Origin of the sequence: Streptomyces sp. NPDC020742 (genome assembly GCF_040641675.1) — a bacterium.
Taxonomy (GTDB): Bacteria; Actinomycetota; Actinomycetes; order Streptomycetales; family Streptomycetaceae; genus Streptomyces.
The window spans coordinates 65676-92588 of record NZ_JBFAEA010000001.1; the positions used below are offsets into that span (position 1 = coordinate 65676).

A 26913-nucleotide genomic window follows, 5' to 3' on the forward strand; every position below is an offset into this window, starting at 1 on the left:
GTCACTCCTTGGGGGAGAGGGCTCGGAGGGTGCGCGAGGGGCTGGGGCGGCCCAGGACGTCGGCCATCCACCGGCTGGTGGCGGTCAGCAGGTCCAGGTCGACCCCGGTTTCGATGCCGAGTCCGTGCAGCATCCACACGAGGTCCTCGGTGGCGAGGTTGCCGGTGGCGCTCTTGGCGTACGGGCAGCCGCCGAGGCCGCCCGCCGAGGCGTCGACGGTGGTCACGCCGTGCTGCAGCGCGGCGAAGGTGTTGGCCAGGGCCTGGCCGTAGGTGTCGTGGAAGTGCACGCCCAGCGCGGAGGTGGGCACGCCCGCCTCGTTGAGGGCGGCGAGCAGGTGCTGGACGTGGCCCGGGGTGGCCACGCCGATGGTGTCGCCCAGGCTCAGCTCGTCGCAGCCCAGGTCCAGCAGCGCCCGGCAGACCCGTACCGTCTGTGCGACCGGCACCGGGCCCTCCCAGGGGTCGCCGAAGCACATCGAGAGGTAGCCGCGGACGTGCACCCGGGCGCCCTTGGCGCGCGCGACGACCGGCGCGAACATCGCCAGCGCCTCGTCGACCGTGCGGTTGAGGTTGGCCTTGGCGAAGGACTCGGTCGCGCTGCCGAAGACCGCGATCCGGCGGGCGCCCAGGGCGAGCGCGCGGTCCAGGCCGCGCTCATTGGGCACCAGCACCGGGAGCCGGTGCGGATCGAGGTCGTCCAGCAGCGGGAACAGCGCCTCCGCGTCGGCGAGTTGGGGCACCCACTTGGGGTGGACGAAGCTGGTCGCCTCGACGAGCGGTAGGCCCGCCTCGGCCAGCCGGTGGACGAACTCGGCCTTGACCTCCGTCGGGACGACGGTCTGCTCGTTCTGCAGGCCGTCGCGGGCGCCGACCTCGTGGATCCGCACCCGGGTGGGCAGCCCCTCGGCGAGGACCTCCATCGGCAGTCCGGCTGGGGTGGTCATGCTGCGCCCTCCTTCGCGCCGGCCGCCGCCCCGGGCTCCTCCTCGGTGGCGTGCGGGGTGATCACCGCCAGGACCTGGTCCATGGCGACGGTGGTGCCGACCGTGACGTCGAGTTCGGTGACGGTCCCGGCGTGCGGCGCGGAGATGACGTGCTCCATCTTCATGGCCTCCACCACCAGCAGCCCCTGCCCGGCGTCGACCTCGTCGCCGACGGCGACCTTGACGACGGTGACGGTGCCCGGCATCGGGGCGGCCAGGGTGTCCGCCCCCTGCGCCCCGCCGGCCCCGCTCAGCGCCGCGGCCACCGGGTCGTACGCGGTCACCTGCCAGGAGTCGCCGTCCCGGCCGAGCCAGTCGCCGCTGCGGTGGAAGGTGTGCTGCACTCCGTCGACGGTGACCCGGACGCGGTCCTCGGTGACCCGGGCGTCCGCGGCGGCCCCGGCGCCGGGCGACACGTCGTACGGCACCGGGTCGTGGCCCGGCACCCGCAGCCAGTGCCGGACCGGGGCGGGCTCCCCGCCCAGCCGGAAGCCGCTGGGCACTGCGAACGGATCCTGCCAGCCGCCGGCGTCCGGCGCCGGCTCCAGCGCGGCCTGCCGCACCGCCGCGGCCGCGGCGTAGACCTCGTCCGGCACCCCGCCGTCGACCAGCCCGGCCGCCTCCCGCTCCACCAGTCCGGTGTCCAGCTCGCCGGAGACCACGTCGGGGTGGGCCAGCAGCCGCCGCAGGAAGCCGGCGTTGGTGGTCACCCCCAGGGTGACGGTCTGGGCCAGCGCGGCCCGCAGCCGGCGCAGGGCGCTGGCGCGGTCCGGGCCGTGCGCGATGACCTTGGCGAGCATCGGGTCGTAGCGGGTGCCGACGTCCAGGCCCTGCGACAGGCCGGAGTCGGTGCGCACGCCCGCGAGCTCCGCGTCCTGCACCTCGTGCAGCGCCAGCACCGTGCCGCCGGTCGGCAGGAAGTCGCGGGCCGGGTCCTCGGCGCACAGCCGCGCCTCGACGGCGTGCCCGTTGAGCTCGACGTCCTCCTGGGCGTACGGGAGGTGCTCGCCGGCCGCGATCCGCAGCTGCCACTCCACCAAGTCCAGCCCCGTGACCAGTTCGGTGACCGGGTGCTCCACCTGGAGGCGGGTGTTCATCTCCATGAAGTAGTACGAGGCCGGGTCCTTGCCGGGCACGATGAACTCCACGGTGCCGGCGCCGCGGTAGCCGCAGGAGCGGGCCGCCTGCACGGCCGCCTCGCCCATCGCGGCGCGGGTGGCGTCGTCCAGCAGGACCGAGGGGGCCTCCTCGATGATCTTCTGGTGCCGGCGCTGGAGGGAGCACTCGCGCTCGCCGAGGTGGATGACGTGGCCGTGGCCGTCGGCCAGCACCTGGATCTCGATGTGCCGGGGCCGGTCGATCCAGCGCTCGACGAGCAGGGTGTCGTCGCCGAAGGAGGACCGGGCCTCCCGGCGGGCGGCGGCGATCTCGTCGGCCAGCAGCGCCTCCTCGCGGACCAGCCGCATGCCCTTGCCTCCGCCGCCCGCGGACGGCTTCAGCAGGACGGGCATGCCGATCTCCCGGGCGGCGGAGGCCAGTTGGCCGTCGTCCAGGCCGCTGCCCGAGGAGCCGGGAACCACCGGGACGCCGGCCGTGCGGACCGTCTCCTTGGCCCGGATCTTGTCGCCCATCAGCTCGATGGCGTCGGCGGACGGGCCGATGAAGACCAGCCCGGCGTCCGTGCAGGCCCGGGCGAAGGCGGCGTTCTCGGCGAGGAAGCCGTAGCCGGGGTGGACCGCCTGGGCGCCGGTGCGGGCGGCCGCCGCCAGCAGCCGCTCCACGGACAGGTAGCTCTCGGCGGCCGGCGCCGGCCCGATCCGTACGGCGGTGTCGGCCTCCCGGACGTGCCGGGAGTCGGCGTCCGCGTCGCTGTACACGGCGACCGAGCGGATGCCGAGGGCGCGCAGCGTACGGATGACGCGGACCGCGATCTCGCCGCGGTTGGCGACCAGGACGGTGTCGAACATTGACGAAGACATCCCTCTCACATCCGGAAGACGCCGAATTGCGGCTCGCCCAGCGGGGCGTTGGCGCAGGCGGTCAGCGCCAGGCCCAGCACCTGCCGGGTCTGGAGCGGGTCGATCACGCCGTCGTCCCACAGTCGGGCGGTGGCGTAGTAGGCGTTGCCCTGGGTCTCGTACTGCGCGCGGACCGGCGCCTTGAAGGCGTCCTCCTCCTCGGCGCTCCACTCCTCGCCGCGGGCCTCGATCTGGTCGCGCTTGACGGTGGCGAGGACGGAGGCGGCCTGTTCGCCGCCCATCACCGAGATCTTGGCGTTGGGCCACATCCACAGGAAGCGCGGCGAGTAGGCCCGGCCGCACATCGAGTAGTTGCCCGCCCCGTAGGAGCCGCCGATGACGACGGTCAGCTTGGGCACGCGGGTGCAGGCCACCGCGGTGACCATCTTGGCGCCGTGCTTGGCGATCCCGCCGGCCTCGTACGAGCGGCCCACCATGAAGCCGGAGATGTTCTGCAGGAACAGCAGCGGGATGCCGCGCTGGTCGCACAGCTCGATGAAGTGCGCGCCCTTCTGGGCGGATTCGGAGAACAGGATGCCGTTGTTGGCGACCACGCCGACCGGGTGGCCGTGGATGTGCGCGAAGCCGGTGACCAGCGTCGTGCCGTACTCCGCCTTGAACTCGGCGAACCGCGAGCCGTCCACGATCCGCGCGATCACCTCGCGGACGTCGTAGGGGGTGCGGGAGTCCACCGGCACCGCGCCGTACAGCCCGGCCGGGTCCACCGCGGGCTCCTCGACCGGCCGCACCGTCCAGGGCAGCGGGCCGCGGTCGCCCAGGGTGCCGACGATGTTCCGCACGAGGCGCAGGGCGTGGGCGTCGTCCTCGGCGAGGTGGTCGGTGACACCGGAGGTCTTGGCGTGCACCTCGCCGCCGCCCAGCTCCTCGGCGGTGACGACCTCGCCGGTGGCGGCCTTCACCAGCGGCGGTCCGCCCAGGAAGATCGTGCCCTGGTTCCGGACGATCACCGCCTCGTCGCTCATCGCGGGGACGTAGGCGCCGCCGGCGGTGCAGGAGCCCAGTACGGCGGCGATCTGCGGGATGCCGGCGCCGGACAGCCGGGCCTGGTTGTAGAAGATCCGGCCGAAGTGCTCACGGTCGGGGAAGACCTCGTCCTGCATCGGCAGGAAGGCGCCGCCGGAGTCGACCAGATACAGGCACGGCAGCCGGTTCTCCAGCGCCACCTCCTGCGCCCGCAGGTGCTTCTTGACCGTCATCGGGTAGTACGTGCCGCCCTTGACGGTGGCGTCATTGGCGACGATCACCGCCTCGCGGCCGGAGACCCGGCCGATGCCGGCGATCACCCCGGCGGCCGGTGCGGCGCCGCCGTACATCCCGTCGGCGGCCAGCGGGGCCAGCTCCAGGAAGGGCGAGCCGGGATCCAGCAGGGCGTCCACCCGGTCGCGGGGCAGCAGCTTGCCGCGGGCGGTGTGCCGGGCCCTGGCCTTCTCGCCGCCGCCCAGCCGGGCCGCGGCGAGCTTCTCGCGCAGTTCGGCGGCGAGTTCGCGGTGCGCGGCCTCGTTGGCCTTGAAGGAGTCGGACGCCGGGTCGTCCCGGGGACTTCGCCCGAGGGGACCCCCGTCGCTTCCCAGCACCGGTGCCTGCTCCATCTCTACGAGCCCCCTTGCTCGATCGGCTGCCCCGGTGCCGCGATCGGCGACTGTCGGGCCATCCGGGTTAATGGGCGTTAACCTCTCTGTCCTTAGGTTAACGAGCACTAACCCGGCTGTCTACAATCGACGGCATGAGCAATGCGCAGGCCTCCGCCCCGACCAGCCGCCGCGAGCAGATCCTCAAGGAGGCCGCCCGGCTCTTCGCCGAGCGCGGCTTCCACGGCGTCGGCGTGGACGAGATAGGGGCGGCCGTGGGCATCTCGGGTCCCGGCCTCTACCGGCACTTCGCCGGCAAGGACGCGATGCTCGCCGAGCTGCTGGTCGGCATCAGCGAGCGCCTCCTGGAGGGCGGCCGGATGCGGGTCGCCGAGGGTGGTGAGAGCCCCGAGGCGGTGCTGAACGCCCTGATCGACGGGCATATCGACTTCGCACTGGACGACCGGCCGCTGATCACCCTGCACGACCGTGAGCTGGACCGGCTGCGGGAGGCCGACCGCAAGCGGGTCCGCCAGCTCCAGCGGCAGTACGTGGAGCTGTGGGTGGAGGTCGTCCGGGAGCTGCACCCGGGCGCCGCCGAGTCCCGGGCCCGCGCCGCGGTGCACGCCGTCTTCGGCCTGCTGAACTCCACCCCGCACCTGGGTCGCCCCGGCTCCCTCCCGGGCCGTACGGAGATGGCCGAGCTGCTGCACGCCCTGGCGCTGGGGGCCTTCGCGGCGGTGGCGGGGGAGCCGTTTGCGGGGGAAGTGGTGGCGGTGGGGGTGCCGGGCGCGTAGTGCCGTACGGGGGCGCGGTGCCGTCCGCGCGCCGTCGTCACGGGGTGCCCTGAGGGGGCGCCCTGAACGGTCACTCCCGGGGGCGCCGCGAGGTTCGCTTCGGGAGCCGCTCCGGGAGTCGTTCCCCGGGCCGCCCTGGGGTGATGCACGCGACACGGTCGAGGTCGCACCCGACGTCGTTGACCCCTGGACAGTCTTGGTGACCGGCCGGTAGCTTTCGCTGAGCAAGCGCTTAGCCATGCGCTTGGACCGGCGACCTGGAGGAGGCGACGCAGATGCGCCGTACGGTGTTCAACGAGGACCACGAGGCGTTCCGCGCGACCATACGCGCCTTCATCGAGGCCGAGGTGGTCCCGGTCCACGAGGAGTGGTTCGCCGCCGGCCAGGTGCCCCGCGAGTTCTACTACAAGCTCGCCGAGCTGGGCGTCTTCGGCATCAACGTCCCCGAGGAGTTCGGCGGCGCCGGCCTGGAGACCCACAAGTTCGAGGCCGTCCAGTACGAGGAGACCGCCCGCGCTGGCGTCACCTTCGGCGGCTCCGGCGTCCATGTGCTGCTCGCCCTGCCGTACATCAAGATGCTCGCCAGCGACGAGCAGAAGAAGCGCTACCTCCCGAAGTTCGTCTCCGCCGAGGAGATGTGGGCCCTGGCGATGACCGAGCCGGGCACCGGCTCCGACCTCGCGGGCATGAAGACCACCGCCAAGCTCTCCGAGGACGGCACCCACTACGTCCTCAACGGCTCCAAGACCTTCATCACTGGCGGTGTGCACGCCGACCGCGTGATCGTGTGCGCCCGCACCTCCGCCCCGCGCGAGGACGACCGCCGCTTCGGCATCTCCCTGTTCGCCGTGGACACCACGTCCGCGGGCTACTCCATCGGCCGCAAGCTCGACAAGCTCGGCCTGCGCACCTCCGACACCGCCGAGCTGGCGTTCGTCGACGTCAAGGTGCCGGTCGAGGACCTCCTCGGCGAGGAGAACAAGGGCTTCCACTACCTCGGCGCCAACCTGCCCTCCGAGCGCTGGGGCATCGCCTACGGCGCCTACGCGCAGGCCAAGGCCGCCGTCCGGTTCGCCCAGAGCTACGTCCAGGACCGCACCGTCTTCGGCAAGACCGTCGCCTCCTTCCAGAACACCAAGTTCGAGCTGGCCGCCTGCCAGGCCGAGGTGGACGCGGCCGAGGCCGTCGCCGACCGCGCGCTGGAGGCCCTGGACGCCGGCGAGCTGAGCGCCGCCGAGGCCGCCAGCGCCAAGCTGTTCAACACCGAGGTCGCGCACCGCGTCATCGACCGCTGCCTCCAGCTGCACGGCGGCTACGGCTTCATGAACGAGTACCCCATCGCCCGCCTGTACGCCGACAACCGCGTCAACCGCATCTACGGCGGCACCAGCGAGGTCATGAAGTCCATCATCGCCAAGGCGATGGGCCTCTAAGAGCGGTCCCGTGAACGACGCACTGAGGTCCCTGCTCGATCTGCTCGCCCTGGAGCGGATCGAGCAGGACATCTTCCGCGGTGAGAGCCGCGCCTCGGTCGTGCCCCGGGTCTTCGGCGGCCAGGTCGCCGCCCAGGCCCTGGTCGCGGCCGGGCGCACGGTCCCCGCCGACCGTTCCCCCAGTTCTCGGCTCCGCTCGAACAGGGGAGACCCCATTCCGCACTCCCTGCACGCGTACTTCCTGCGTGCCGGGGACCCGGGCGCGCCCATCGTCTACACCGTCGACCGGATCCGCGACGGCCGGTCCTTCACCACCCGCCGGGTCGTCGCCGTCCAGCACGGCCAGCCGATCTTCCACCTCTCCGCCTCCTTCCAGGTGTACGAGGAGGGGCTGGAGCACCAGGAGCCGATGCCGCCGGCACCGGACCCGCACCAGCTGCCCACCGCCGCCGAGATGCTGCCCCGGCACGCCGGGCGGTACCTCGCCCCGGACGTCGCCGACCGGCTGCTGGAGGCCCGGGCCGCGATCGACCTGCGGTACGTCGACGAGCCGCCCTACGTCACGGTCGGCGAGCCGCGCGAGCCCCGGTCCCAGGTCTGGTTCCGCACCCAGGGCAAGCTCGACGAGGACCGTGGGATCCCCCGCCCACTGCTCGACATCTGCCTGGTCACCTACGTCTCGGACATGACGCTGCTGGACTCGATCCTGCTGGCGCACGGCCGGGGCGGCTGGGCGGTCGGCGATGTCGTCGGCGCGAGCCTGGACCACGCGATGTGGTTCCACCGACCGCTGCGCGCCGACGAGTGGCTGCTCTACGACCAGGAGTCCCCCACCGCCCAGGGCGGCCGGGGCCTGGGCAAGGGCCGGATCTTCACCGCCGACGGACAGCTGGCGGTCTCGGTGATCCAGGAGGGCGTGGTACGGGTGCCGCGGGCACCGCAGGGCGGGACCGGAGCGGAGCAGCGGACCTGAGCCGCTGACGGGTGGGAACCGGGTCCTCCCCGGGGCGCCCGGGGGAGGAAGGGCCGCCCTCCCTGATGTCCCGCCCGTTCCCCGACGGCCACCGCGACCGGTTTCCGGCGGCCCCTACGGCGTGGTGCGGGCGACCCGCGTCGCCTCGGCCATCGCCAGGTCCCACGGATAGCCCGCCGGGCGTCCCTTCCCCGGCTCGTTCGGTTCGAAGCCGCCGGGCCCGTACAGCACGGACACACCGGCGCCCCGCAGCGTCGCCACGGACCGGTCGAACTGCGGGTGCTGCACGTATGCGGTGTTCACGCAGGGCATCGCCACCGTGGGGATGCCCTTGCCGATGCCCTCGGCCGCCACCCCGACCACGAAGTGGTACGTCAGCCCGAGCGCCCAGGCGTTGAGCGAATGGAAGGTGACCGGCGCGAAGACGAGGACGTCCGCCGGAGGCCAGACATCGGGGTCGGCCGGTTGCTTGTACGCGGAGCGGACCGGGTGCCCGGTCAGCTCCTCCAACAGCGGCACCTCGCCGTCGAGCCACCGGGCCGCCGTGGGCGTCAGACCGACGCACACCTCGAATCCGGCTGCCAGGGCACCGCGTGCCACGTCGGGGAACTGCTGGACGGGCGGGGCGGCGGAACCGAACAGATAGAGCACGGGACGCTTCATCACGCCATCCCACCACAGCCGGACTGCCGTGAACGGTGGGTATCGGGAGGGGCGTTCACCGGTCCGGGCCGGTACCGTTCCGAAGGGTTGCCAGGGACGGAGAGCAGTATGCCTTCACTGCACAATGACCACACGGGCGCACGCATCGCGCACCTGCGTAAGGTCCGACGCCTGACTCAACGCGGGTTGGCCGACCTCTCACACGTCTCGTACAGCACGTTGACCAAAGTGGAACAAGGAGTTCTGCCCGCGAGCCCTTCGGTGCTGGGTGCGTTGGCCCGTGCCCTCTCGGTCCCGGCGACCGAACTGACCGGGCAGCCGTACCTCGAAGAACTCCGCCAGGACCAGTTGGACGGCCTGATCAACCCCATTCGTGAGGCGCTCAACATCTACGACCTCGGCCCCGACCCGGACGTATCTCCGCGCACGGTAGAGGAGTTGGCGGAGCACGCCGATCGGCTGTGTGCCATGGTGCGTGCCACGAACATCAAACAGGTAGCGGCCGAACTCCCCGGTCTGATCCATGAAGCCACGACGACGGCCCACCTGAATCCCGTGGACAGAAGCTGGCGGTTGCTGGCGAGCACCTACCGCACCGCGTACGACGTGACGGCGAAGCTGGGGTTCTTCGACCTGGGCATGGTGGCACTTCGGTCTCACCGTCACGCCGGAGGGGCAGCGGGCGTGGCTGGACGACCCGGCCAGCTCCTGGGCCGTGTGACGTACGAGGCCCCGGCCCGTGCGCTGCCCTCCGTGGCGTACGGGCGGCCCGCGGCGAAGGCGTCCCGGGAGGGAGAACCTCCTGGTGACGGACTCCCCGGAGGGCCCTCAGGCCAGCCCCGCCGCGTCCAGCAGGTAGGCGGTCAGCGGGTCGTAGTAGCGGGGGCTGAGGACGTGGTCGTCGAGGGGGACGGTGACCTGGAGGGTGCCCTCGGCCTCGGCCAGGAACAGTGCCGGGTCGTTGCAGTCCGCGAAGCCCACCGTCTCGATGCCGCGCTGGCCCGCGCAGCCGGCCCAGCCGTGGTCGGCCATCACCAGATCGGGCAGCGGGGCGCCGTCCCGCTCCAGCTGGTCCAGGATCGCGGCCATCGGCGCGGGGGAGTGGGTGTGCCACAGCGTCGCCCCGCGCTCCAGCACCGCCACGTCGGCGAACTGGACGACCAGCCCGTCCTCCACGGCCAGCACGCCGGGCACGGTCATGATCTCGCAGCCCTTGGCCCGCAGCGCCGCGGCGGTCGCGCGGTGCACATCGAGCAGCCCGCCCGGGTGGCCGGTCGCGAACAGCACCCGCTGCCGGTCGGCCGCCGCCTTGCGCAGCACCGCCGCCGCCCGGTCCAGCGCGCCCACGGTCAGCTCCGGATCGATGGTGTCCTGCCCCTGCCGGTGGTGCGGGTCGTCGTTCACCCCGCAGCGCTCGGCCATCACCGCCAGTACGTCCTGCTCGTCCGTCCACCGGTCGCCGAACTCCAGGCCGAACCAGTAGTGGCGCTCGCCGTTGGCGAGTCTGCGGTAGTGGGAGAGGTTGTTCTCGCGGGGGGTGGCGACCTCACCGGCGATCCGGGTGCGGACAAGATGGTCGATGAGGTCGGCCCGCGTGGGCACGGCGGCTTCGGAGGCTATCGGCATAGCGCCATTGTGCCCGGAGGGATGTTCCGGGGCGGGGGAGTTCCGCAGCCCGGACAGGGGCGTGCGGATGGCGGGACCGTGACACCGCAGCCCGGACAGGTGTGTGCGGACGGCGGGACTGTGGCACCGCAGCCCGGATGCCGGGTCCGGACGCCGCTCCGGCAGCGGCTCCAGCCGCCGGACCGGACGTCGGGTCCGGCGCCCCCGGACGTGCAGGCCAGGCCCTGGTGCCGGGCCTGAGGCTGGCCAAAATGTCGAATACTCCGGCGATCACGGTCGGATCTGTCCATGGGCCGGGCCGGCCGTTCCTCCCTACGCTCGGCATATGACCACCGCAGCCAGCGCCGCCGACGGCCCCGTGGGCCCCACCGACTCCTCCCGCATCCCCCGTTACGCCGGGCCCGCGACCTTCGCCCGCCTGCCCCGCCTCGACGAGGTCGGCGGCCGGGCCGACGTCGCCGTCGTCGGCGTGCCCTTCGACACCGGCGTCTCCTACCGCCCCGGTGCCCGGTTCGGCGGCAACGCCATCCGTGAGGCCTCCCGCCTGCTGCGCCCCTACAACCCGGCGCAGGACGCCTCCCCCTTCGCGCTCGCCCAGGTCGCCGACGCCGGTGACATCGCCGCGAACCCGTTCAACATCAACGAGGCCGTGGAGACCGTCGAGGCCGCGGCCGACGACCTGCTCGCCACCGGCGCCCGGATGATGACCCTCGGCGGCGACCACACCATCGCGCTGCCGCTGCTCCGCTCGGTCGCCAAGAAGCACGGCCCGGTCGCCCTGCTCCACTTCGACGCCCATCTGGACACCTGGGACACCTACTTCGGTGCCGAGTACACCCACGGCACGCCGTTCCGTCGCGCCGTCGAGGAAGGCATCCTCGACACCTCCGCGCTTTCGCACGTCGGCACCCGTGGCCCGCTCTACGGCAAGAAGGACCTCGACGACGACGAGAAGATGGGCTTCGGCATCGTCACCTCGGCGGACGTGATGCGCCGCGGGGTGGACGAGGTCGCCGACCAGCTGCGCCAGCGCATCGGCGACCGTCCGCTCTACATCTCCATCGACATCGACGTGCTGGACCCGGCGCACGCCCCCGGCACCGGCACCCCCGAGGCCGGCGGCCTGACCTCGCGCGAACTCCTGGAGATCATCCGCGGGTTGGCCTCCTGCAACCTGGTCTCGGCCGACGTCGTCGAGGTCGCCCCGGCGTACGACCACGCCGAGATCACCTGCGTGGCCGCCTCCCACACGGCGTACGAGCTGACCACGATCATGTCGCGGCAGATCGCGGCCGGGCGGCAGGACCGGTAAGCACGGCAGGACCGGTAACGCGGCAGGGCCAGTTACTGCGGCACAGCGTCGACGCGCGCCGGCGCAGCGCCCCCGACGCAGCACACCCGGCGCAGCGCCCCGACGACGCCGGCCCGCCACGGAAGCGACGTGGCGGGCCGGCGGCATGCGCGCCGGGATGTCGCCGGGCCAGCAGATCGCGGACGACGGCGGCTACGGCATCCTGCGCGCGTACATGACCGACGCCTTCGGCCGAGCCACCGCGACCGAGCTGGCCCGGCCGGACTTCGTGGCCCTGGCCGAGTCGTTCGGCGTCCCCGCGGTGCGCACCGCCCCGGACCGGCTGCGCACGGACCTGGCGGCCGCGCTCGCCGCGCCGGGCCCGTCGGTGGTGGTCCTCCCGGCCCGGCTGCGGATGTTCGCGCCGACGCATCTGACGGACTGAGGCCGCTCTGACGGACTGAGTCCGCTCTGGCGAACTGGGGCCGCCGAGGGCCGGTGGAGGTCAGCCGGCGCCGGCTGCCACCCGCCCCTGCACCAGCCGCGACAGCGACGCGTGCACCTCCTCCACCGACCGGTCCGGCTGGAAGGACAGCCAGTCCAGGGCGGCCACCAGGACCATGCCCAGCAGGGCGGAGGCGGTGAGCGGGACGTCGAGTCCGTCGGAGAGCTCACCGGACCGTACGGCGTCGTGCAGGACGGACTCGACGACGTTCAGCGCCCGGCCGCGGACCGACGTAAGGGTCGCGCGCCAGGTGCGGTTGGTGCGCCAGAGCTCGGCGACGTAGAGCTGGGTGAGCGCGGGGGAGCGGGCGATGAAGTCCAGGCCCGCACGGATCATCGCGTCCAGGGCGTCGATACGGGTGCCGCCGCGGGCGACGGTGGTGTCGGCGGCCTGCCGCAGCGATTCGGCGAGCTGGTCGAGGCCGTCCCGCAGCAGCTCCTCGTAGAGGACGTTCTTGCTCGCGAAGTTGTAGTAGACGGTGCCCTTGGCGACGCCGGCGCGGTCGGCGATCTCGTCCACGGTGGTGGCGGAGAAGCCCTGTTCGGCGATGAGGGCGACGGCGGCGTCGAAGAGCCGCCGTCGGGTCGCGGCCCGGCGGGTGCCGGGGGCGGCCCCGGGGGCGGTGCCGGCAGCGGCACCGCCCCCGAGGCCCGGAAGGACGCTCACAGACTGAGCTCCGGGTGCAGGTCCTTCATCCGGACGACCTGCCGGCCGCGCGCCGTGAGGGCGGTGAGGGCCAGCGCGCCGACGGTGAAGGCGGCCAGCACCCCGCAGCCCTGCCAGACGACCGTGAGGTCGCCGCCGGTGATCAGCTTGCGCAGACCGTCGACGACGTAACTCATCGGCAGGAACGGGTGGATGGCGGAGAAGAACCCGGGGCTGGTCTGCACCGGGTAGGTGCCGCCCGCCGAGGTCAGCTGGAGCATCAGCACGACCAGGGTCAGCACCCGGCCGGCCGGACCGAAGAACGCGCCCAGCAGCTGGATGATGGCGGTGAAGCAGGCCGTGGCCAGCACCAGGTAGCCGACGGTGCCGCCGGCGCGGTCCATCTCCAGGCCGAGGCCCCAGTGCAGGACGGCCATCAGGGCCAGCACCTGCACCACGCCGACGGCGAAGGCCGGCAGCCAGGACCCGAGCGCGATCCGCCAGCCCGGGGCGCCCGCGGCCAGCGCCCGCTTGCCCAGGGGCTGGAGCAGCATGAACGCGATCATCGCGCCGACCCAGAGGGAGAGCGGGATGAAGTACGGCGCCAGGCCGGTGCCGTAGTTGGGCGCCTTGTGCAGCGACTTGGCGGCCAGGTCGACCGGGTCGGCCATCACCTCGGTACGGGCGTCCCGGTCCTTCTTGTCGTAGTCCGGGATCTTGGCGACGCCGCTGTGCAGCCCGTCGGCCAGCTGGTTGGAGCCGTCCTTGAGCTTGAACAGGCCACCGGTGAGCTTCTGGGCGCCGTCCGCCGCGGTGCCCACCGCGCCGTGCACCTTGCGGTTGCCGTCGGCCACCTTGCCGGCGCCGTCGGCGAGCGTGCCGATGCCCTCGGCGAACTTGCCGGCCCCCTCCGAGACCCGGTGGGCACCGGAGTTGAGGGCGTTGATCTGGCTGATCGCGGTGTCCGCCCGGTCCGCGATGCCCGGCGCCTGCTGGGCGACCATCTCGGCGCCCCGGTGCAGCTCCCGCAGCTTGCTGTGCAGCTGCCCGAAGTCGGTGTGGGAGATGGTGTCGTGGACCTTCTCCGCCGCGTCGGCGGCCAGCGCGGTGCCGTCCGCGAGGGCCTTCAGCTTGGTGCAGTCGGGGTCGGCGGAGACCAGGCCGCCACAGCGCTCCTGGTACAGCGCCGCGGCGTTGTCGGCGTTCTTGCGGGCCTCGGTGGCCGCCTTGGCGGAGGCGTCCGGCAGCTTGTCGAGGTCCTCGTCGAGCCGCTGGGTGAGGTCGGCCACGACCTGGGCCTTCTCACCGAGCTCCTTGCCGTGCGCCCGGAGGAAGGGCAGGTCCTTGCGGGCGATGCCCTGGACCTTGTCGGCGAGCTGCTGGGTGCCGTTGGCGACCTGGCCGGCGCCCTGGCTGAGCTGCCGGGCCTTGCCGGCGGCCTCCGTGGCGCCCTTGCTCACCGCGCCCGCGCCGTTGCTGAGCTCCCCGGTCTTCTCGTCGAGCTTGCCCAGCCCGTCCGCCAGCTGCCCGGTCTTGTCCTTGGCGGTGCCCAGGCCGTCGTTGAGCTTGCCGGCCCCGCTGGCTGCCTCGGCGGTCTTGTCGTGCAGGTCGGAGAAGGACACGAAGATCTTGTCGAGCATGCCCCGGGCCGAGGTCGCCGACGTCTTGGCGCGGATCTCGGAGAAGACCGTCTTGGAGATCGAGCCGACGACGTAGTTGTTGGCGTCGTTCGTCCGGACCTTCAGGGCGCCGGTCTGCGGGTCGTCACCGGAGCTGGAGGCGATCCGCTCGCTGAAGTTCCGCGGCACCGTCAGGGAGAGGTAGTACGTGCCGTTCTCGACGCCCTTGGCGGCGTCCGCGGAGCTGACCTCCTCCCAATCGAAGGTCTTGCTGTCCTTGACGCTCTGCGTCAGGTCGTCGCCTGCGGTGAGCTTCTTGCCGCCGACGGTGGTGCCCTGATCCTCGTTCACCAGCGCCACCGGGATCTTGTCCAGGCGCGAGTAGGGGTCCCAGAACGAGCAGAGGTACAGGGCCCCGTACAGCAAGGGGATCAGCATCAGGGCGACCAGCCCCAGCCGGGGCAGCTTCCCCCTGCTGAAGCGCCTGAGCTCAAGCGCGGCCAGTTTCGGCGAACGCATGCGCCGCTTCCTCCTTGGGAGTGGGGTTCACGTCCTGGGCGGGGACCGGGGCGGTGGCCCGGGTGTCGGCCGGGCCGGTACGGACGACCAGCGCATCGGCCGGTGCGTCACTGCCGACGGCGAGGACGGTCAGGCCCGCCCGGGCCAGTCCGCGCAACAGCTCCCAGGCCAGGCCGCGTTCAGCCGGGGAGAGCTTGAGATCGACGTCGTCGACGGCCAGCACCTGCGGGTTCTGCATCACCGCGAGCGCGATGGACAGCCGCAGCGCCTCCAGCCGTTCCAGGTCGCGGACGGTCGTCCGCAGCCCCTTGGGGAGGGTCTCGGGGTCGAGTCCGGCGGCCGCCAGCGCGGCGTCGATCCGGGCCCGGGCGGCCTCCCGGTGGCGCTTGCCCCAGGGCAGCCCCTTCAGGTGGCGCCCCAACAGGGCCTGTTCCGTGAGGTGTTCACCGACCGTGAGGGCCGGTTCGAGGTCGGCGACGCCCGGTACATGGGCGAGCGCGGTACGGCTGCGCACCGCCCCCATCCGCTTGGGCAGCGGGAACCCGGCGACGGTCGCGGTGCCTTCGGCGGTCCGCATCCGGCCGGTGAGCGCGAGCAGCAGGCAGGTGCGCCCGGAGCCCGAAGGGCCCTGAACGGCTATCAGCGAGCCCGGGTCCGCGGTGACGTCGATGCCCCGGAAGGCCCACCCCCGCGGGCCCCGCACCCCGATTCCCCTGGCGCTGACCGCCGTCCCCTGACGGGTGATGTTCACACAACCCCCTTTTTGATCTGACTGGTCAGTCTAAAAGTGTGCCGCATGTGACGCCCTTTTGGCCAATCGGGGCGATGTGGTGCCGACGCACCCGTGACCCGGATGGGGGATCCGCCCTAAGGTGCCGTCACGGCGGGGGCCTGATGATGTCCAAGGTGAGTCCGTGTCGCGACGCCGCGGCACGGGCCGTGCACGTACGACGGAGAACCATGGAACTCTCGGCACACCACCCCGACGGCCGGGCCCACCGGCCCACGACGGGGACCCCGCCCGGGCCCGCGGCGCGCCGCCCCCGCACGCTGGCCGCGCCCCTGATGGCCGGCGCCCTGCTGGTGACGCTCGCCCCGCTATCGGCGTCCGCCACGGCGCCGGCGCCCGCCGGGGCCGCCCCGCACGCCCCCTGTGCCCGTGGCGACGGCTGGACCGCCACCGCCACCCGTATCGACCCCAAGGACAGCCACCACGCCTACGTCGGCAACGGATACCTCGGCCAGCGGGTACCCCCCAACGGCACCGGGTACGCCGCCCCGGGCGGCACCACTGGCTGGCCGCTGAAGACCCCTGAGTACGACGGCTCCTTCGTGTCGGGGCTGTACGCCAAGGGCCCCAAGAACGTCCAGGGCCGCCAGGCCATCGCCGCGATCCCGACCTGGACCACGCTCGACGTCACCGCCGGCGGCGCCCGGCCCGACACCTTCTCCTCGGCCACCGCAGCCGGCCGGATCTCCCACTACCGCCAGAGCCTCTCGCTGCGCTGCGGTTTCGTCCGCACCTCGCTGACCTGGACGGCCGCCGACGGCCGGCGCACCGACCTGGTCTACGACGTGCTCACCGACCGCACCGACCCGCACGTCGGCGCGGTCCGGCTGCGGATGACGCCCCACTGGAGCGGCACGGCCACCGTCACCGACACCCTCGACGGGCGCGGCGCCCGCCGGATCGGACCGTCCGCGGGCGGTGGGTCCGGCGCCGGCGGCGGCCGCACCATGGACGTCGGCTTCCGCACGGACGGCACCGGGACCGAGGGCGCGGTGGCCTCCACCCTGCGCACCGGCCCGGGAGTCCGCGCCGACCGGCCCGGACGGGCCCTGCGCGCCGACGGGCTGAGCAACCACCAGCGGGTGGGCTTCCCGGTGCGCAGCGGCCGCTCGTACGAGCTGACCAAGTACGTCGGGGTGGACACCGCGCTCACCTCCCGCTCCCCGCGCACCGCCGCCGACACCGCCTCCCGACGCGCCGCGGACCTCGGCTGGGCCGCGCTGTTCGCCCGGCACACCGCCGCCTGGCAGCGGCTGTGGCGCAGCGACATCGAGGTCAAGGGGCAGCCCGCGCTGCAGTCCTGGGTGCGCTCGGCGCAGTACGGGCTGCTGTCCGCCGCCCGCGCCGGCAGCGCCAACAGCATCGGTCCCACCGGCCTGACCAGCGACAACTACGCCGGTGAGATCTTCTGGGACGCCGAGACCTGGATGTACCCGGGCCTGCTCGCCACCCACCCCGACCTCGCCCGGTCGATCGTCGACTACCGCTACCGGACCCGCGCCGCGGCCCGCGCCAACGCCCGCAAGCTCGGCTACGACGGGCTGTTCTACTCCTGGACCAGCGGCAGCAGGGGCGACCTGTGGAGCGAGTGCCACAGCTGGGACCCGCCGCACTGCAAGACCCAGAACCACCTGATGGGCGATGTCTCGCTGGCCGCCTGGCAGTACTACCTCGCCACCAAGGACACCGCCTGGCTGCGCTCCCGCGGCTGGCCGGTCCTCCAGGGCATCGCCGAATTCTGGGCCTCCCGGGCCACCCGCAACGCCGACGGCAGCTACTCCGTCAAGAACGTCGCCGGCCCGGACGAGTACAGCAACGGCGTCACCGACGGGGTCTTCACCAACGCCGGCGCCGCCACCGCGCTGCGGCACGCCGTCCGCGCCGCGGCCGTCCTCGGCGAGCACGCCCCGGCCTCCTGGACGACCGTCGCCGACAAGCTGCGGATCCCCTACGACGCCAAGAAGAAGATCTTCGAGCAGTACGCCGGCTACCGGGACACCACCATCAAGCAGGCCGACACCGTGCTGCTGATGTACCCGCTGGAATGGCCGATGTCCCAGACGCAGGCCTCGCACACGCTGGACTTCTACGCCGCGCACACCGACCCGGACGGCCCGGCCATGACCGACTCGGTGCACTCCGTCGACGCCGCCGGGATCGGCGAGCCCGGCTGTGCCACGTACACCTACCTGCTGCGGTCCATCAAGCCGTTCGTGCGCGGCCCGTTCGCGGAGTTCTCCGAGGCGCGCGGCACCAAGGCCGGCGCCGAGGACCCGCACGCCGGCAAGCCGGCCCAGGACTTCCTCACCGGTAAGGGCGGCTTCCTGCAGACCTTCACCCACGGGCTGACCGGCCTGCGGCTGCGCGAGGACCGGGTGCGCCTGGACCCGACGCTGCCGCCCCAGCTGTCCGACGGCGTCACCCTGCGCGGGCTGCACTGGCAGGGCCGGACGTACGACATCGCCCTCGGCGCGCACCAGACCACGGTGCGGCTGACCGCCGGTGCGCCGATGCGGATCGACTCGCCGGAGGGCGAGAAGGTCGTCAGCCGGGGCGTTCCGGCCGTGCTGAAGACCCGCCGCCCCGACCTGGCGGCCACCTCGAACGCGGCCCGCTGCACCCCTGCCACCGCGACCTCCGAGGAGCCCGGCAACTACGCGGCCGGCGCGGTGGACGGCAACACCACCACCGCCTGGGTCCCGAACTCCGCGGACGGCACCCTCACCGTCGACCTCGGCCGCACCACCCGCGTCGGGCAGATCACCCCGCACTGGACCGCCACCCGCCCGGCCTCCTACCGCGTCCAGGTCTCGCTGGACGGCAAGCACTGGACCGGGACCGGGTACGCCGGCAAGAGCCCGGCCCGGTACGTCCGGGTCGTGGTGGAGGGCGACCGGACCCCGGCGGCGGGCGGCAAGCCCCGGCCGCATCCGGGGATCACCGAGCTGACGGTGCAGCGGGCGGACTGACCGCCGGAAGCCGGAAGCCGGAAGCCGGGTGCCGGATACCGGAAGCCGGGCACCGGAAGGGGCACCCGTCTCGGCCGGACCCCGTATCGGCTGGCCCCCGTGCCGGCCGGACCCCAGCGGTCCGGCCGGCACGGGCCGTCGGCCGCACACCGTGGCCTGCGGATTGCGATCGGTTCGTTGCAGCGGGATGAAATCCGCTCCCCGCGGCGTTGCTGCCATGCGGTAGACGTCGAGTGCGGGAGGCATGGGGTGGCGGGGACGGACACGGAGGACGCGGGCTGGGCGCGGAGGCTAATCCGCGACTGCTGGCAGTACCGCAGGGACGTGCTGCTGGCGCTCGGCTCGTCGCTCGGCGGGATGGCCGTGATGGCGCTGGTCCCGCTGGTACCGAAGCTGATCATCGACGATGTCATCGTGCGCCACGCCCGGCCGCTGGCCCCCTGGGCGAGCCTGCTGGTCCTCGCCGCGGTCGTGGTCTACGTCCTGACCTATCTGCGCCGCTTCTACGGCGGCCGGCTCGCCCTGGACGTCCAGCACGACCTGCGCACCCGAATGTTCGACGCGATATCCCGGCTCGACGGGCGGCGGCAGGACGAGCTGAGCACCGGCCAGGTCGTCGGCCGCGCCACCAGCGACCTCCAGCTGATCCAGAGCCTGCTGTTCATGATCCCGATGATGATCGGCAGCCTGCTGCTGTTCGTGATCTCGCTGGTCGTGATGGCGGTGCTCTCTCCGCTGCTCACCGTCGTCGCACTGGCCGTCGCCCCGGCCCTGTGGTTCATCGCCCGGCGCAGCCGGATGCGGCTGTTCCCGGCCACCTGGTACGCCCAGGGCCAGGCGGCCGCGGTCGCCGGGGTAGTGGACGGCGCGGTCTCCGGCGTCCGGGTCGTCAAGGGCTTCGGGCAGGAGCGGCAGGAGACCGACAAGCTGCGCGAGGCCGGCCGCCGGCTCTTCGCCGGGCGGCTGCGCACGGTCCGGCTCAACGCCCGCTACACCCCCGCACTCCAGGCCGTACCCGCCCTCGGCCAGGTGGCGATGCTCGCCCTCGGCGGCTGGATGGCCGCCCAGGGACAGGTCACCCTCGGCACCTTCGTCGCCTTCTCCACCTACCTGGCGCAGCTGGTCGGCCCGGTCCGGATGCTGGCGATGATGCTCACCGTCGGGCAGCAGGCCCGCGCCGGTGTCGAGCGGGTCTACGAGCTGATCGACACCGAGCCGACCCTGACGGAGCGGCCGGACGCCCGGGACCTGCCCGCCGACGCCCCGGCCACCGTCGTCTTCGACGGGGTGACGTTCGGCTATGCGCCGGTGCACCACGACCCCGCGCCCGGAGCCGCTGGAGAAGCCGACGCGTCGGAGCTCCGCCCCCGCCGCCCGGTCCTGCGCGACTTCTCGCTGCGCATCGAGGCCGGCGAGACGGTCGCCGTGGTCGGCACGTCCGGCAGCGGCAAGTCCACCGTGTCCCTGCTGCTGCCCCGCTTCTACGACGTCACCGCCGGCCGCGTCCTGGTCGGCGGCCAGGACGTACGCGACCTGACCCTGTCCTCGCTGCGCGCCGCCATCGGCCTGGTCCCCGAGAGCAGCTTCCTGTTCTCCGACTCCGTCCGCGACAACATCGCCTACGGCCACCCGGAGGCCACCGACGCGCAGGTCCACGCCGCCGCCCGCGCCGCCCAGGCCGACGGCTTCATCGCCGAGCTGCCGGACGGCTACGACACCGCGGTCGGCGAGCAGGGGCTGACCCTCTCCGGCGGCCAGCGGCAGCGCATCGCGCTGGCCCGCGCCATCCTCACCGACCCCCGGCTGCTGGTGCTGGACGACGCGACCTCGGCGGTCGACGCCCGGGTTGAGCACGAGATCCACGAGGCCCTGCGCGGGGTGATGGCCGGCCGGACCACCCTCCTGATCGCCCACCGCGCCTCCACCCTCGCGCTCGCTGACCGGGTCGCCGTCCTCGACGAGGGGCGGCTGGTCGACATCGGCACCCAGGACGAGCTGGCGGAGCGCTGCCCCCTCTACCGCAGGCTGCTGACCGACCCCGAGGAGCTGGGCGGCGTCGAACGCGACCCGGCGGGTGCGCTGGCCGGCCCGGACGGCATCGAAGAGCTCGACGGCATCGATCCCCTCGAAGAGCTCGACGGGGCCGACCCGTTGGCGGAGCTCGACGGGACCGCTGCCACGGCGGAGCCCCACGGGATCGACGGCATCGACGGGCTCGACGGTGACCCGGGTGGCGGGTCCGGCCGCACCACCGCGCCCGGCGGCATCACCCCCGAACTCTGGGTCCGCCGTGAGCAGGACGCCGAGGCCGGCGGCGCCGGGGTCGCGCCCCGTACGGCCGCCGGCACCGGCCCGGTCGCCGCGATGGCCGGTATGCTAGCCACGCCCGCACTCCTCGCCCAGGTCGCCGCGCTGCCGCCGGCCACCGACGCCCCCGGCATCGACGAGGACCGGGCGGTGCGCCCCGAGCGCTCGTACGGTCTGCGCCGGCTGCTGCACGGCTTCGGGGGACCGCTGGCCGTCGCCCTGGCGCTGGTCGCCGTCGACGCCCTGGCCGGGCTGCTGCTGCCGGTCCTGATCCGGCAGGGCATCGACGAGGGCGTCCGGCTCGGCGCGCTCGCCGGGGTGTGGACCGCGTCGGTGCTCGCCCTGGTCGTGGTCCTCGCCCAGTGGGCCGCGCAGGTCGGCGGCAACCGCATGACCGGCCGCACCGGCGAGCGGGTCCTCTACTCGCTCCGCCTCAAGATCTTCGCGCAGCTCCAGCGCCTCGGCCTGGACTACTACGAGCGCGAACTGACCGGCAAGATCATGACCCGGATGACCACCGATGTGGACGCCCTGTCCACCTTCCTGCAGACCGGTCTGGTCACCGCCCTGGTCTCGATGCTGACGTTCTTCGGCATACTCGTCGCCCTGCTCGCCATCGACCTCCAGCTGGCCCTGGTCGTCTTCGCCACCCTCCCGCCGCTGGTCATCGGCACGTACTTCTTCCGCAAGCAGAGCGTCAAGGCCTACGAGCTGGCCCGCGAGCGGATCAGCGTGGTCAACGGCGACCTCCAGGAGAGCGTCGCCGGCCTCCGCATCGTCCAGGCCTTCCGGCGCGAGAAGCGGGGCGCGCAGCGGTTCGCCGCCCGCAGCGACTCCTACCGCCAGGCCCGGGTCCGCGGCCAGTTCCTGATATCCGTCTACTTCCCGTTCGTCCAGCTGCTGTCCTCCGTGGCCGCCGCACTGGTGCTGATCGTCGGCGCCGACCGGGTCAGCAGCAACACCCTCACCGCCGGCGCACTGGTCGCCTACCTGCTCTACATCGACCTGTTCTTCGCCCCCGTCCAGCAGCTCTCCCAGGTCTTCGATGGCTACCAGCAGGCGTCGGTCTCGCTCGGCCGCATCCAGGAACTGCTGCGCGAGCCGACCACCACCCCGGCCGCCGAACGGCCCCGTGAGGTGTCCGCGCTGCGCGGCGAGATCACCTTCGACGACGTCCACTTCCACTACGGACCGAGCACGGAGCCGGCGCTGGCCGGCATCGACCTGACCATCCCGGCCGGCCAGACCGTGGCCTTCGTCGGCGAGACCGGCGCCGGTAAGTCCACCCTGGTCAAGCTGGTCGCCCGGTTCTACGACCCGTCGCGGGGCGCGGTCCGCATCGACGGCACCGACGTCCGCGAACTGGACCTGACCGGCTACCGCCACCGCTTGGGCGTGGTGCCCCAGGAGTCCTACCTCTTCGCCGGCACGGTCCGCGACGCCATCGCCTACGGCCGTCCCGACGCCACCGACGCCGAGGTCGAGGCCGCCGCCCGGGCCGTCGGCGCACACGCCATGATCGCCACCCTCGACGGCGGCTACCTCCACGAGGTCGCCGAGCGCGGCCGCAACCTCTCCGCAGGCCAGCGCCAGCTCCTCGCCCTGGCCCGGGCCGAACTCGTCGACCCCGACGTGCTGTTGCTCGACGAGGCCACCGCCTCCCTCGACCTGGCCACCGAGGCCGTCGTCAACCGGGCCACCGACCGGCTGGCCGGCCGCCTCGCGGACCGCCCGGCGCCCGGCGGGCGCACCACCCTGATCGTCGCGCACCGGCTGACCACCGCCGCCCGCGCCGACCGGGTCGTGGTCCTCGACCACGGCCGGGTCGCCGAGGACGGCAGCCACGCCCAGCTGCTGGCCCGCGACGGCCGCTACGCGGAGCTGTGGCGCACCTTCAGCGGCGACGAGGAGGAACTGGTCGCCTGAGGCGGCGCCGGGCGGGAGACGGCCCGCCCGGCCCCTCGCGCACCGGGGGCCGTCCGACGGGTGATCAGTCGGACGGCCCCCGAGGGCTGGTGGCCCCCCGGTCCCGCCGATAAGTTCAGCCCGACCTTTGCTATCCCAAGGGGAGGGTGCATGCGCAAGGCCACCAGATGGCTGCTGTCACTCGCCGTGCTCATAGGCACGGCGGGAGCCGGCAGCATACCGGCGGGAGCGGCCACCGCCGCCGAGCCGAAGAACGAGGACATCAAGGACCGGATCCTGGCGATCCCCGGCATGAGCCTCATCGAGGAGAAGCCGGTAGACGGCTACCGCTACTTCGTTTTGAACTACACCCAGCCGGTTGACCACCGGCACCCCGACCGGGGGACCTTCCAGCAGCGGCTGACCGTGCTGCACAAGTCCGTGGACCGTCCCACGGTCTTCTACACCTCGGGCTACAGCGTCAGCACCACACCGTCCCGCAGCGAGCCAACCAAGATCATTGACGGTAATCAAGTCTCACTCGAATACCGCTACTTCACCCCCTCGCGGCCCGCGCCCACGGACTGGAAGAAACTGAACATCCGGCAGGCCGCCACCGACCAGCACCGGATATTCGCGGCCCTGCACCGCATCTACGACAAGAACTGGATCGCCACCGGCGGCAGCAAGGGCGGCATGACCGCCACCTACTACCGCCGCTTCTTCCCGCACGACATGAACGGCACCGTCGCCTACGTCGCGCCCAATGACGTACGCAACGACGAGGACTCCGCGTACGACCGGTTCTTCCGGACCGTCGGCACCCGGCAGTGCCGCGCCGACCTCGCCGCCATCGAGCGCGAGGCCCTGCTGCGCCGCGGTGAGATGGTCAAGCGCTTCCAGGCCTGGGCCGACAAGGAGAAGCAGACCTTCACCCGGGTCGGCAGCGCCGACCGGGCCTACGAGGTCATGGTCACCGACCTGGTCTTCGGCTTCTGGCAGTACCAGCCGGCCGAGACCGCCTGTGCCGAGGTCCCCAAGCCGGACGTCTCCACCGACGGGCTGTGGGCCTGGATGGACAAGGTCGGCGGCTTCGACAGCTACACCGACCAGGGCATGGAGACGTACACGCCGTACTACTACCAGGCGGGCACCCAGCTCGGCGAGCCCGGCTACCGCTACCCGAACCTCGCCGGCCTGCTGAAGTACCCCGGTATCAACAACTCCCGCAGCTTCGTGCCCAAGGACATCCCGATGCGCTTCGACCGGCGCGCGATGCCCGACGTCGACCACTGGGTGCGGCACCACGCCGAGCGGATGATGTTCGTCAACGGCCAGTACGACCCGTGGAGTTCGGAGCACTTCGAACTCGGCAGCGGCGCCCGGGACTCCTACGTCTTCACCGTCCCCGGCGGCAATCACGGCTCCAACATCGCCAAGCTGAAGGAAGCCGACCGCACCAAGGCCACCGCCGAGCTCCTCGACTGGGCCGGCGTCCCCGCCCCCGAGGGCTCCCAGGCCACCCCGCTGGCCCCGTACGACAAGGACCTCGACCGGCAGGAGGTCCGGCGGATGCCGATGCTGCGCCCGTAGCGCGGCACGCCGGACGGCCGGGACGGTGCCCACCGGCACCGTCCCGGCCTCGAACGCGGGCGGGGCAGGTCCGTACGACAGCCCGTGGTCAGTACGACAGGCCGTGGTCAGTGCGACGGACCGTGGTCAGTACGACAGGCCGTGGTCAGTGCGACGGACCGCGGTCAGTACGACAGGCCGTGCCCGATCCGGTAGAGGGGCGTTTCCGGGGAGTCGGCCCGCATTATGGCGACCGGCAGCCGGCCCGCCGGGTCCCGACGCCCGGCGATCACCCGGGCCGCCGCCCGCAGCTCCACATCCGTCCACGAGTAGCTCGCCAGGGCCGCCCGGACCCCGTCCAGCTGGGCGATGTCGTACGGGTTGCGGACCGCCAGCTGCACCACCGGCTTCCCGGTGTCCAGCAGCGCCCGCACCAGCGTCCGCTGCGCCGACGACGCGGTGACGTTGTAGGTGGCCACCACCACCGCGTCCCGCTCGCCGAGCGCCGCCACCGCCTGGTCGATCTGCTGCCGGTCCGGGGACATCCCCGTCGACAGCGCGGTGGCCGTGAAGCCCAGCTCCGTGAACGCCTTGGCCAGCACCCCGGTCGGCGGCCCCCCGGTGCCCGACGGCGCGGCCGGGTCCGGCCCCACCACCAGCACCCTGCGCTCCCGCCTCCGGGACAGCGGCAGGACGCCCGTGTCATTGCGCAGCAGGGTGGTCGTACGGTCCGCGATCCGGTCCGCGGTGGTCAGATGGCCCCGGGTGCCGACCACCCGGTCGACCGCCTCCCTCGAGGTGTACGGGTCCTTGAACAGCCCCCGCCGCTCCTTGAGCAGCAGGATGCGCAGCAGCTTGGCGTCGATGTCCCGCTCCGACAGCTCCCCGTTCCGCAGGGCCCCCAGGACCGCGGCGTGCGCGACCGACAGGTCCGGAGGGTTCAGCAGCTGGTCGACGCCGGCCTTGAGCGCCAGCACCGGCACCCGGGCGTCGCCGTACTTCTGCCGGACGCCCTCCATGCCCAGCGAGTCCGTCACCACCACCCCGTCGTAGCCGAGGCGTTCGCGCAGGATGCCGGTGAGGATCGGGCGGGAGAGGGTCGCCGGGTCCTCGCTGGGGTCGAAGGCGGGCACGACGATGTGCGCCGTCATGATCGAATCGATGCCCGCGGCGATCGCCGCCCGGAACGGCGGCGCGTCCAGCCGCTCCCACTCCTCGGCGCTGTGCCGGATGTACGGCAGCCCCACATGGCTGTCGGTGTCGGTGTCCCCGTGCCCGGGGAAGTGCTTGGCGCAGGCCGCCACCCCGCCGTCCTGATAGCCCTTCACCTGGCCGCCGACCATACGGGCCACGGCCTGCGGATCGGCCCCGAAGGAGCGCACGCCGATCACCGGATTGGCGGGGTTGACGTTCACATCGGCGTCCGGCGCGTAGTCCTGCCGGACGCCCATCGCATACAGCTCCTGCCCGGCGATCCTCCCCGCCGTCCGGGCGTCGTCCCGGGAACCGCCCGCGCCCAGGGCCATCGCCCCGGGGAAGAGCGTCGCGGGCGCGCCGACCCGGGCCACTATCCCGTGTTCCTGGTCGGTGGAGATCAGCACCGGAACGGGCACGCGCAGCGCGGCGGCGGCCTTCTGGATGCCGTTGGACAGCTCGGCGATCTGGTGTGGGTTACGGGTGTTGTTCGCCCACCCGAAGTAGATGATGCCGCCCACCTGGTACTTGGCGACCAGCTCGGCGGCGTTGGCGACCCCGATCTCCTTCTGGTTCGCCGCGGCGTCGGCCGGGTCCGGGGCGGTGGCGGAGTGGCCGTAGACCCGCATCACGAACAGCTGGCCGACCTTCTCCTCCGGACTCATCCGGGCGATCAGGCGGCGCAGTCGTGTGCGGGTGGCGGAATCGGGAGCGGGCTGGGATCCGAGGGCGGGCGTCGCGGCCTGGGCCGGGGCGCCCGCCGCGGCCCCCGAGGCGACGGCGGCGGCTGCGGCGGCCGCGGAGGTCAGAACGGTACGTCTGGAGTGCATCTGCGCTCCTTCCGGAGGGCTTCCCCGACTCATGGCAGGAAACTTCTTGAAGGAAACTTCCAAGGAGACACGGATAGCCGGAAAACAATTGTCGGTCAATCACTCCATCCGAGGTGGCGCCCAGCAATTGCGGGACGGGCGGGGGTGTGTGAGGGGGGCTTGGGGCCGGAGCAGAGCTGGGGGCGGCGCCGAGTGCGGGGCTGGGGACGGGGCTGGGTGCGGCGCCGGGGGCGGGGCCGGGGCTGAGGCCTGGGATGGGGCAGGGCGGGAGATGGGGTCGGGTGCGGAGGTCGGGTCCCGGGGCTGGGGCAAGGGCAACGGAGGGGCAAGGGGCAAGGGGCAAGGGGCGATGTGGAGTGGGCGGGCGCCGCGCTGGGGCCGGGGCAGGGGGCCGGAGTGCGCGGCTGCCGCCTGCCGCGCTCGGGCATGACGGCCGGTCACTCCCGGTCACCCGCGGGACTGGTCGCCCGCCGGGCGGGGCACTCACGGGGTTGGTCGCCGACTGGGTTGGTCACTCCTCGGGCTGGTACTCCCCAGGCTGGTCGTCCACCGGGTGGGCACTCACGGGGCTGGTCGCCGACCGGGTTGGTCACTCCTCGGGCTGGCACTCCCCAGGCTGGTCGCCCACCGGGCGGGCACTCACGGGGCTCGTCACCGACCGGGTTGGTCACTCCCCAGGCTGG

At 72.8% G+C, this 26913-nt stretch carries 16 protein-coding genes and 2 pseudogenes; 9 read left to right on the top strand and 9 right to left on the bottom strand.

Annotated features, from left to right (window positions below; translation table 11 throughout):
* Position 1: 1 nt before the first annotated feature.
* From AB0G84_RS00305 to AB0G84_RS00315, 3 genes are read right to left on the bottom strand one after another with little or no spacing between them, the layout of a single operon-like run.
* Complete coding sequence (locus tag AB0G84_RS00305; RefSeq protein ID WP_361313295.1) at positions 2-946, bottom strand: hydroxymethylglutaryl-CoA lyase; 945 nt, start codon at positions 944-946, stop codon at positions 2-4.
* On the bottom strand, positions 943-2952 hold the full coding sequence (locus AB0G84_RS00310) for a biotin carboxylase N-terminal domain-containing protein (RefSeq protein ID WP_361313298.1): 2010 nt from the start codon (positions 2950-2952) through the stop codon (positions 943-945). Before AB0G84_RS00310 ends, AB0G84_RS00305 begins: the two co-directional genes overlap by 4 nt.
* A 17-nt stretch (positions 2953-2969) precedes the next feature.
* Complete coding sequence (locus AB0G84_RS00315) at positions 2970-4613, bottom strand: carboxyl transferase domain-containing protein (RefSeq protein ID WP_361313301.1); 1644 nt, start codon at positions 4611-4613, stop codon at positions 2970-2972.
* Between the two features lie 134 nt (positions 4614-4747).
* On the opposite strand from AB0G84_RS00315, the gene AB0G84_RS00320 reads away from it, so the two are divergent.
* The 3 genes from AB0G84_RS00320 (at position 4748) to AB0G84_RS00330 (ending at position 7795) form a co-directional block, all read left to right on the top strand.
* Entirely contained in the window at positions 4748-5389 is a 642-nt protein-coding gene (locus AB0G84_RS00320) for a TetR/AcrR family transcriptional regulator (protein ID WP_361313304.1), read from the top strand.
* 275 nt (positions 5390-5664) lie between these two features.
* Entirely contained in the window at positions 5665-6822 is a 1158-nt protein-coding gene (locus AB0G84_RS00325; protein ID WP_361313307.1) for an acyl-CoA dehydrogenase family protein, read from the top strand.
* Positions 6823-6832: 10 nt separating this feature from the next.
* Complete coding sequence (locus tag AB0G84_RS00330) at positions 6833-7795, top strand: acyl-CoA thioesterase II (protein WP_361313310.1); 963 nt, start codon at positions 6833-6835, stop codon at positions 7793-7795.
* Between the two features lie 114 nt (positions 7796-7909).
* Here AB0G84_RS00330 and AB0G84_RS00335 read toward each other — a convergent pair whose 3' ends face one another.
* Positions 7910-8458 (bottom strand): flavoprotein, encoded by a 549-nt coding sequence (locus AB0G84_RS00335; RefSeq protein WP_361313313.1) that lies wholly within the window; start codon positions 8456-8458, stop codon positions 7910-7912.
* 108 nt (positions 8459-8566) lie between these two features.
* Here AB0G84_RS00335 and AB0G84_RS00340 point away from each other — a divergent pair.
* Positions 8567-8755: pseudogene (locus AB0G84_RS00340) on the top strand (helix-turn-helix transcriptional regulator); the annotation flags it as partial.
* A gap of 531 nt (positions 8756-9286) precedes the next feature.
* Here AB0G84_RS00340 and AB0G84_RS00345 read toward each other — a convergent pair.
* Positions 9287-10084: a phosphatase gene (locus tag AB0G84_RS00345; protein ID WP_361313316.1), complete on the bottom strand. Its 798-nt coding sequence runs from the start codon at positions 10082-10084 to the stop codon at positions 9287-9289.
* A 325-nt stretch (positions 10085-10409) separates the two neighbouring features.
* Here AB0G84_RS00345 and speB point away from each other — a divergent pair, with 325 nt between their 5' ends.
* The gene (speB, locus tag AB0G84_RS00350) at positions 10410-11396 is read left to right on the top strand and encodes an agmatinase (RefSeq protein WP_361313318.1); all 987 of its coding nucleotides are present in this window, start codon (positions 10410-10412) and stop codon (positions 11394-11396) included.
* A 175-nt stretch (positions 11397-11571) separates the two neighbouring features.
* Positions 11572-11820 (top strand): annotated as a pseudogene (locus AB0G84_RS00355) (thiamine pyrophosphate-dependent enzyme); the annotation flags it as partial.
* Positions 11821-11880: 60 nt separating this feature from the next.
* Here the strand turns inward: AB0G84_RS00355 and AB0G84_RS00360 are convergent.
* From AB0G84_RS00360 to AB0G84_RS00370, 3 genes are read right to left on the bottom strand one after another with little or no spacing between them, the layout of a single operon-like run.
* Positions 11881-12546, bottom strand: coding sequence for a TetR/AcrR family transcriptional regulator (locus AB0G84_RS00360; RefSeq protein WP_361313320.1), 666 nt, complete (start codon positions 12544-12546; stop codon positions 11881-11883).
* Positions 12543-14663, bottom strand: coding sequence for a YhgE/Pip domain-containing protein (locus tag AB0G84_RS00365; protein ID WP_361313322.1), 2121 nt, complete (start codon positions 14661-14663; stop codon positions 12543-12545). The genes AB0G84_RS00360 and AB0G84_RS00365 overlap by 4 nt, the downstream gene beginning before the upstream one ends.
* Complete coding sequence (locus AB0G84_RS00370; RefSeq protein WP_361313324.1) at positions 14635-15414, bottom strand: ATP-binding cassette domain-containing protein; 780 nt, start codon at positions 15412-15414, stop codon at positions 14635-14637. Before AB0G84_RS00370 ends, AB0G84_RS00365 begins: the two co-directional genes overlap by 29 nt.
* Before the next feature lie 314 nt (positions 15415-15728).
* Here AB0G84_RS00370 and AB0G84_RS00375 point away from each other — a divergent pair, with 314 nt between their 5' ends.
* The 3 genes from AB0G84_RS00375 (at position 15729) to AB0G84_RS00385 (ending at position 24227) form a co-directional block, all read left to right on the top strand.
* Positions 15729-18422, top strand: a complete 2694-nt coding sequence (locus tag AB0G84_RS00375; RefSeq protein WP_361315016.1) for a discoidin domain-containing protein — start codon at positions 15729-15731, stop codon at positions 18420-18422.
* A gap of 249 nt (positions 18423-18671) precedes the next feature.
* Positions 18672-22655: an ABC transporter ATP-binding protein gene (locus AB0G84_RS00380; protein WP_361313327.1), complete on the top strand. Its 3984-nt coding sequence runs from the start codon at positions 18672-18674 to the stop codon at positions 22653-22655.
* Positions 22656-22805: 150 nt separating this feature from the next.
* Complete coding sequence (locus AB0G84_RS00385; RefSeq protein WP_361313329.1) at positions 22806-24227, top strand: S28 family serine protease; 1422 nt, start codon at positions 22806-22808, stop codon at positions 24225-24227.
* Between the two features lie 164 nt (positions 24228-24391).
* Here AB0G84_RS00385 and AB0G84_RS00390 read toward each other — a convergent pair whose 3' ends face one another.
* Positions 24392-26230: a glycoside hydrolase family 3 protein gene (locus AB0G84_RS00390; protein WP_361313331.1), complete on the bottom strand. Its 1839-nt coding sequence runs from the start codon at positions 26228-26230 to the stop codon at positions 24392-24394.
* Positions 26231-26913: the final 683 nt, after the last annotated feature.

Excerpts from the sequence above, each read along its gene's own strand:
- AB0G84_RS00345 (WP_361313316.1), bottom strand. The coding sequence starts at position 10,084 with ATGCCGATAGCCTCCGAAGCCGCCGTGCCCACGCGGGCCGACCTCATC.
- speB (WP_361313318.1), top strand. The coding sequence starts at position 10,410 with ATGACCACCGCAGCCAGCGCCGCCGACGGCCCCGTGGGCCCCACCGAC.
- AB0G84_RS00310 (WP_361313298.1), bottom strand. The coding sequence starts at position 2,952 with ATGTTCGACACCGTCCTGGTCGCCAACCGCGGCGAGATCGCGGTCCGC.
- AB0G84_RS00390 (WP_361313331.1), bottom strand. The coding sequence starts at position 26,230 with ATGCACTCCAGACGTACCGTTCTGACCTCCGCGGCCGCCGCAGCCGCC.
- AB0G84_RS00385 (WP_361313329.1), top strand. The coding sequence starts at position 22,806 with ATGCGCAAGGCCACCAGATGGCTGCTGTCACTCGCCGTGCTCATAGGC.
- AB0G84_RS00320 (WP_361313304.1), top strand. The coding sequence starts at position 4,748 with ATGAGCAATGCGCAGGCCTCCGCCCCGACCAGCCGCCGCGAGCAGATC.
- AB0G84_RS00305 (WP_361313295.1), bottom strand. The coding sequence starts at position 946 with ATGACCACCCCAGCCGGACTGCCGATGGAGGTCCTCGCCGAGGGGCTG.
- AB0G84_RS00325 (WP_361313307.1), top strand. The coding sequence starts at position 5,665 with ATGCGCCGTACGGTGTTCAACGAGGACCACGAGGCGTTCCGCGCGACC.
- AB0G84_RS00335 (WP_361313313.1), bottom strand. The coding sequence starts at position 8,458 with ATGAAGCGTCCCGTGCTCTATCTGTTCGGTTCCGCCGCCCCGCCCGTC.
- AB0G84_RS00365 (WP_361313322.1), bottom strand. The coding sequence starts at position 14,663 with ATGCGTTCGCCGAAACTGGCCGCGCTTGAGCTCAGGCGCTTCAGCAGG.
- AB0G84_RS00315 (WP_361313301.1), bottom strand. The coding sequence starts at position 4,613 with ATGGAGCAGGCACCGGTGCTGGGAAGCGACGGGGGTCCCCTCGGGCGA.
- AB0G84_RS00375 (WP_361315016.1), top strand. The coding sequence starts at position 15,729 with ATGGCCGGCGCCCTGCTGGTGACGCTCGCCCCGCTATCGGCGTCCGCC.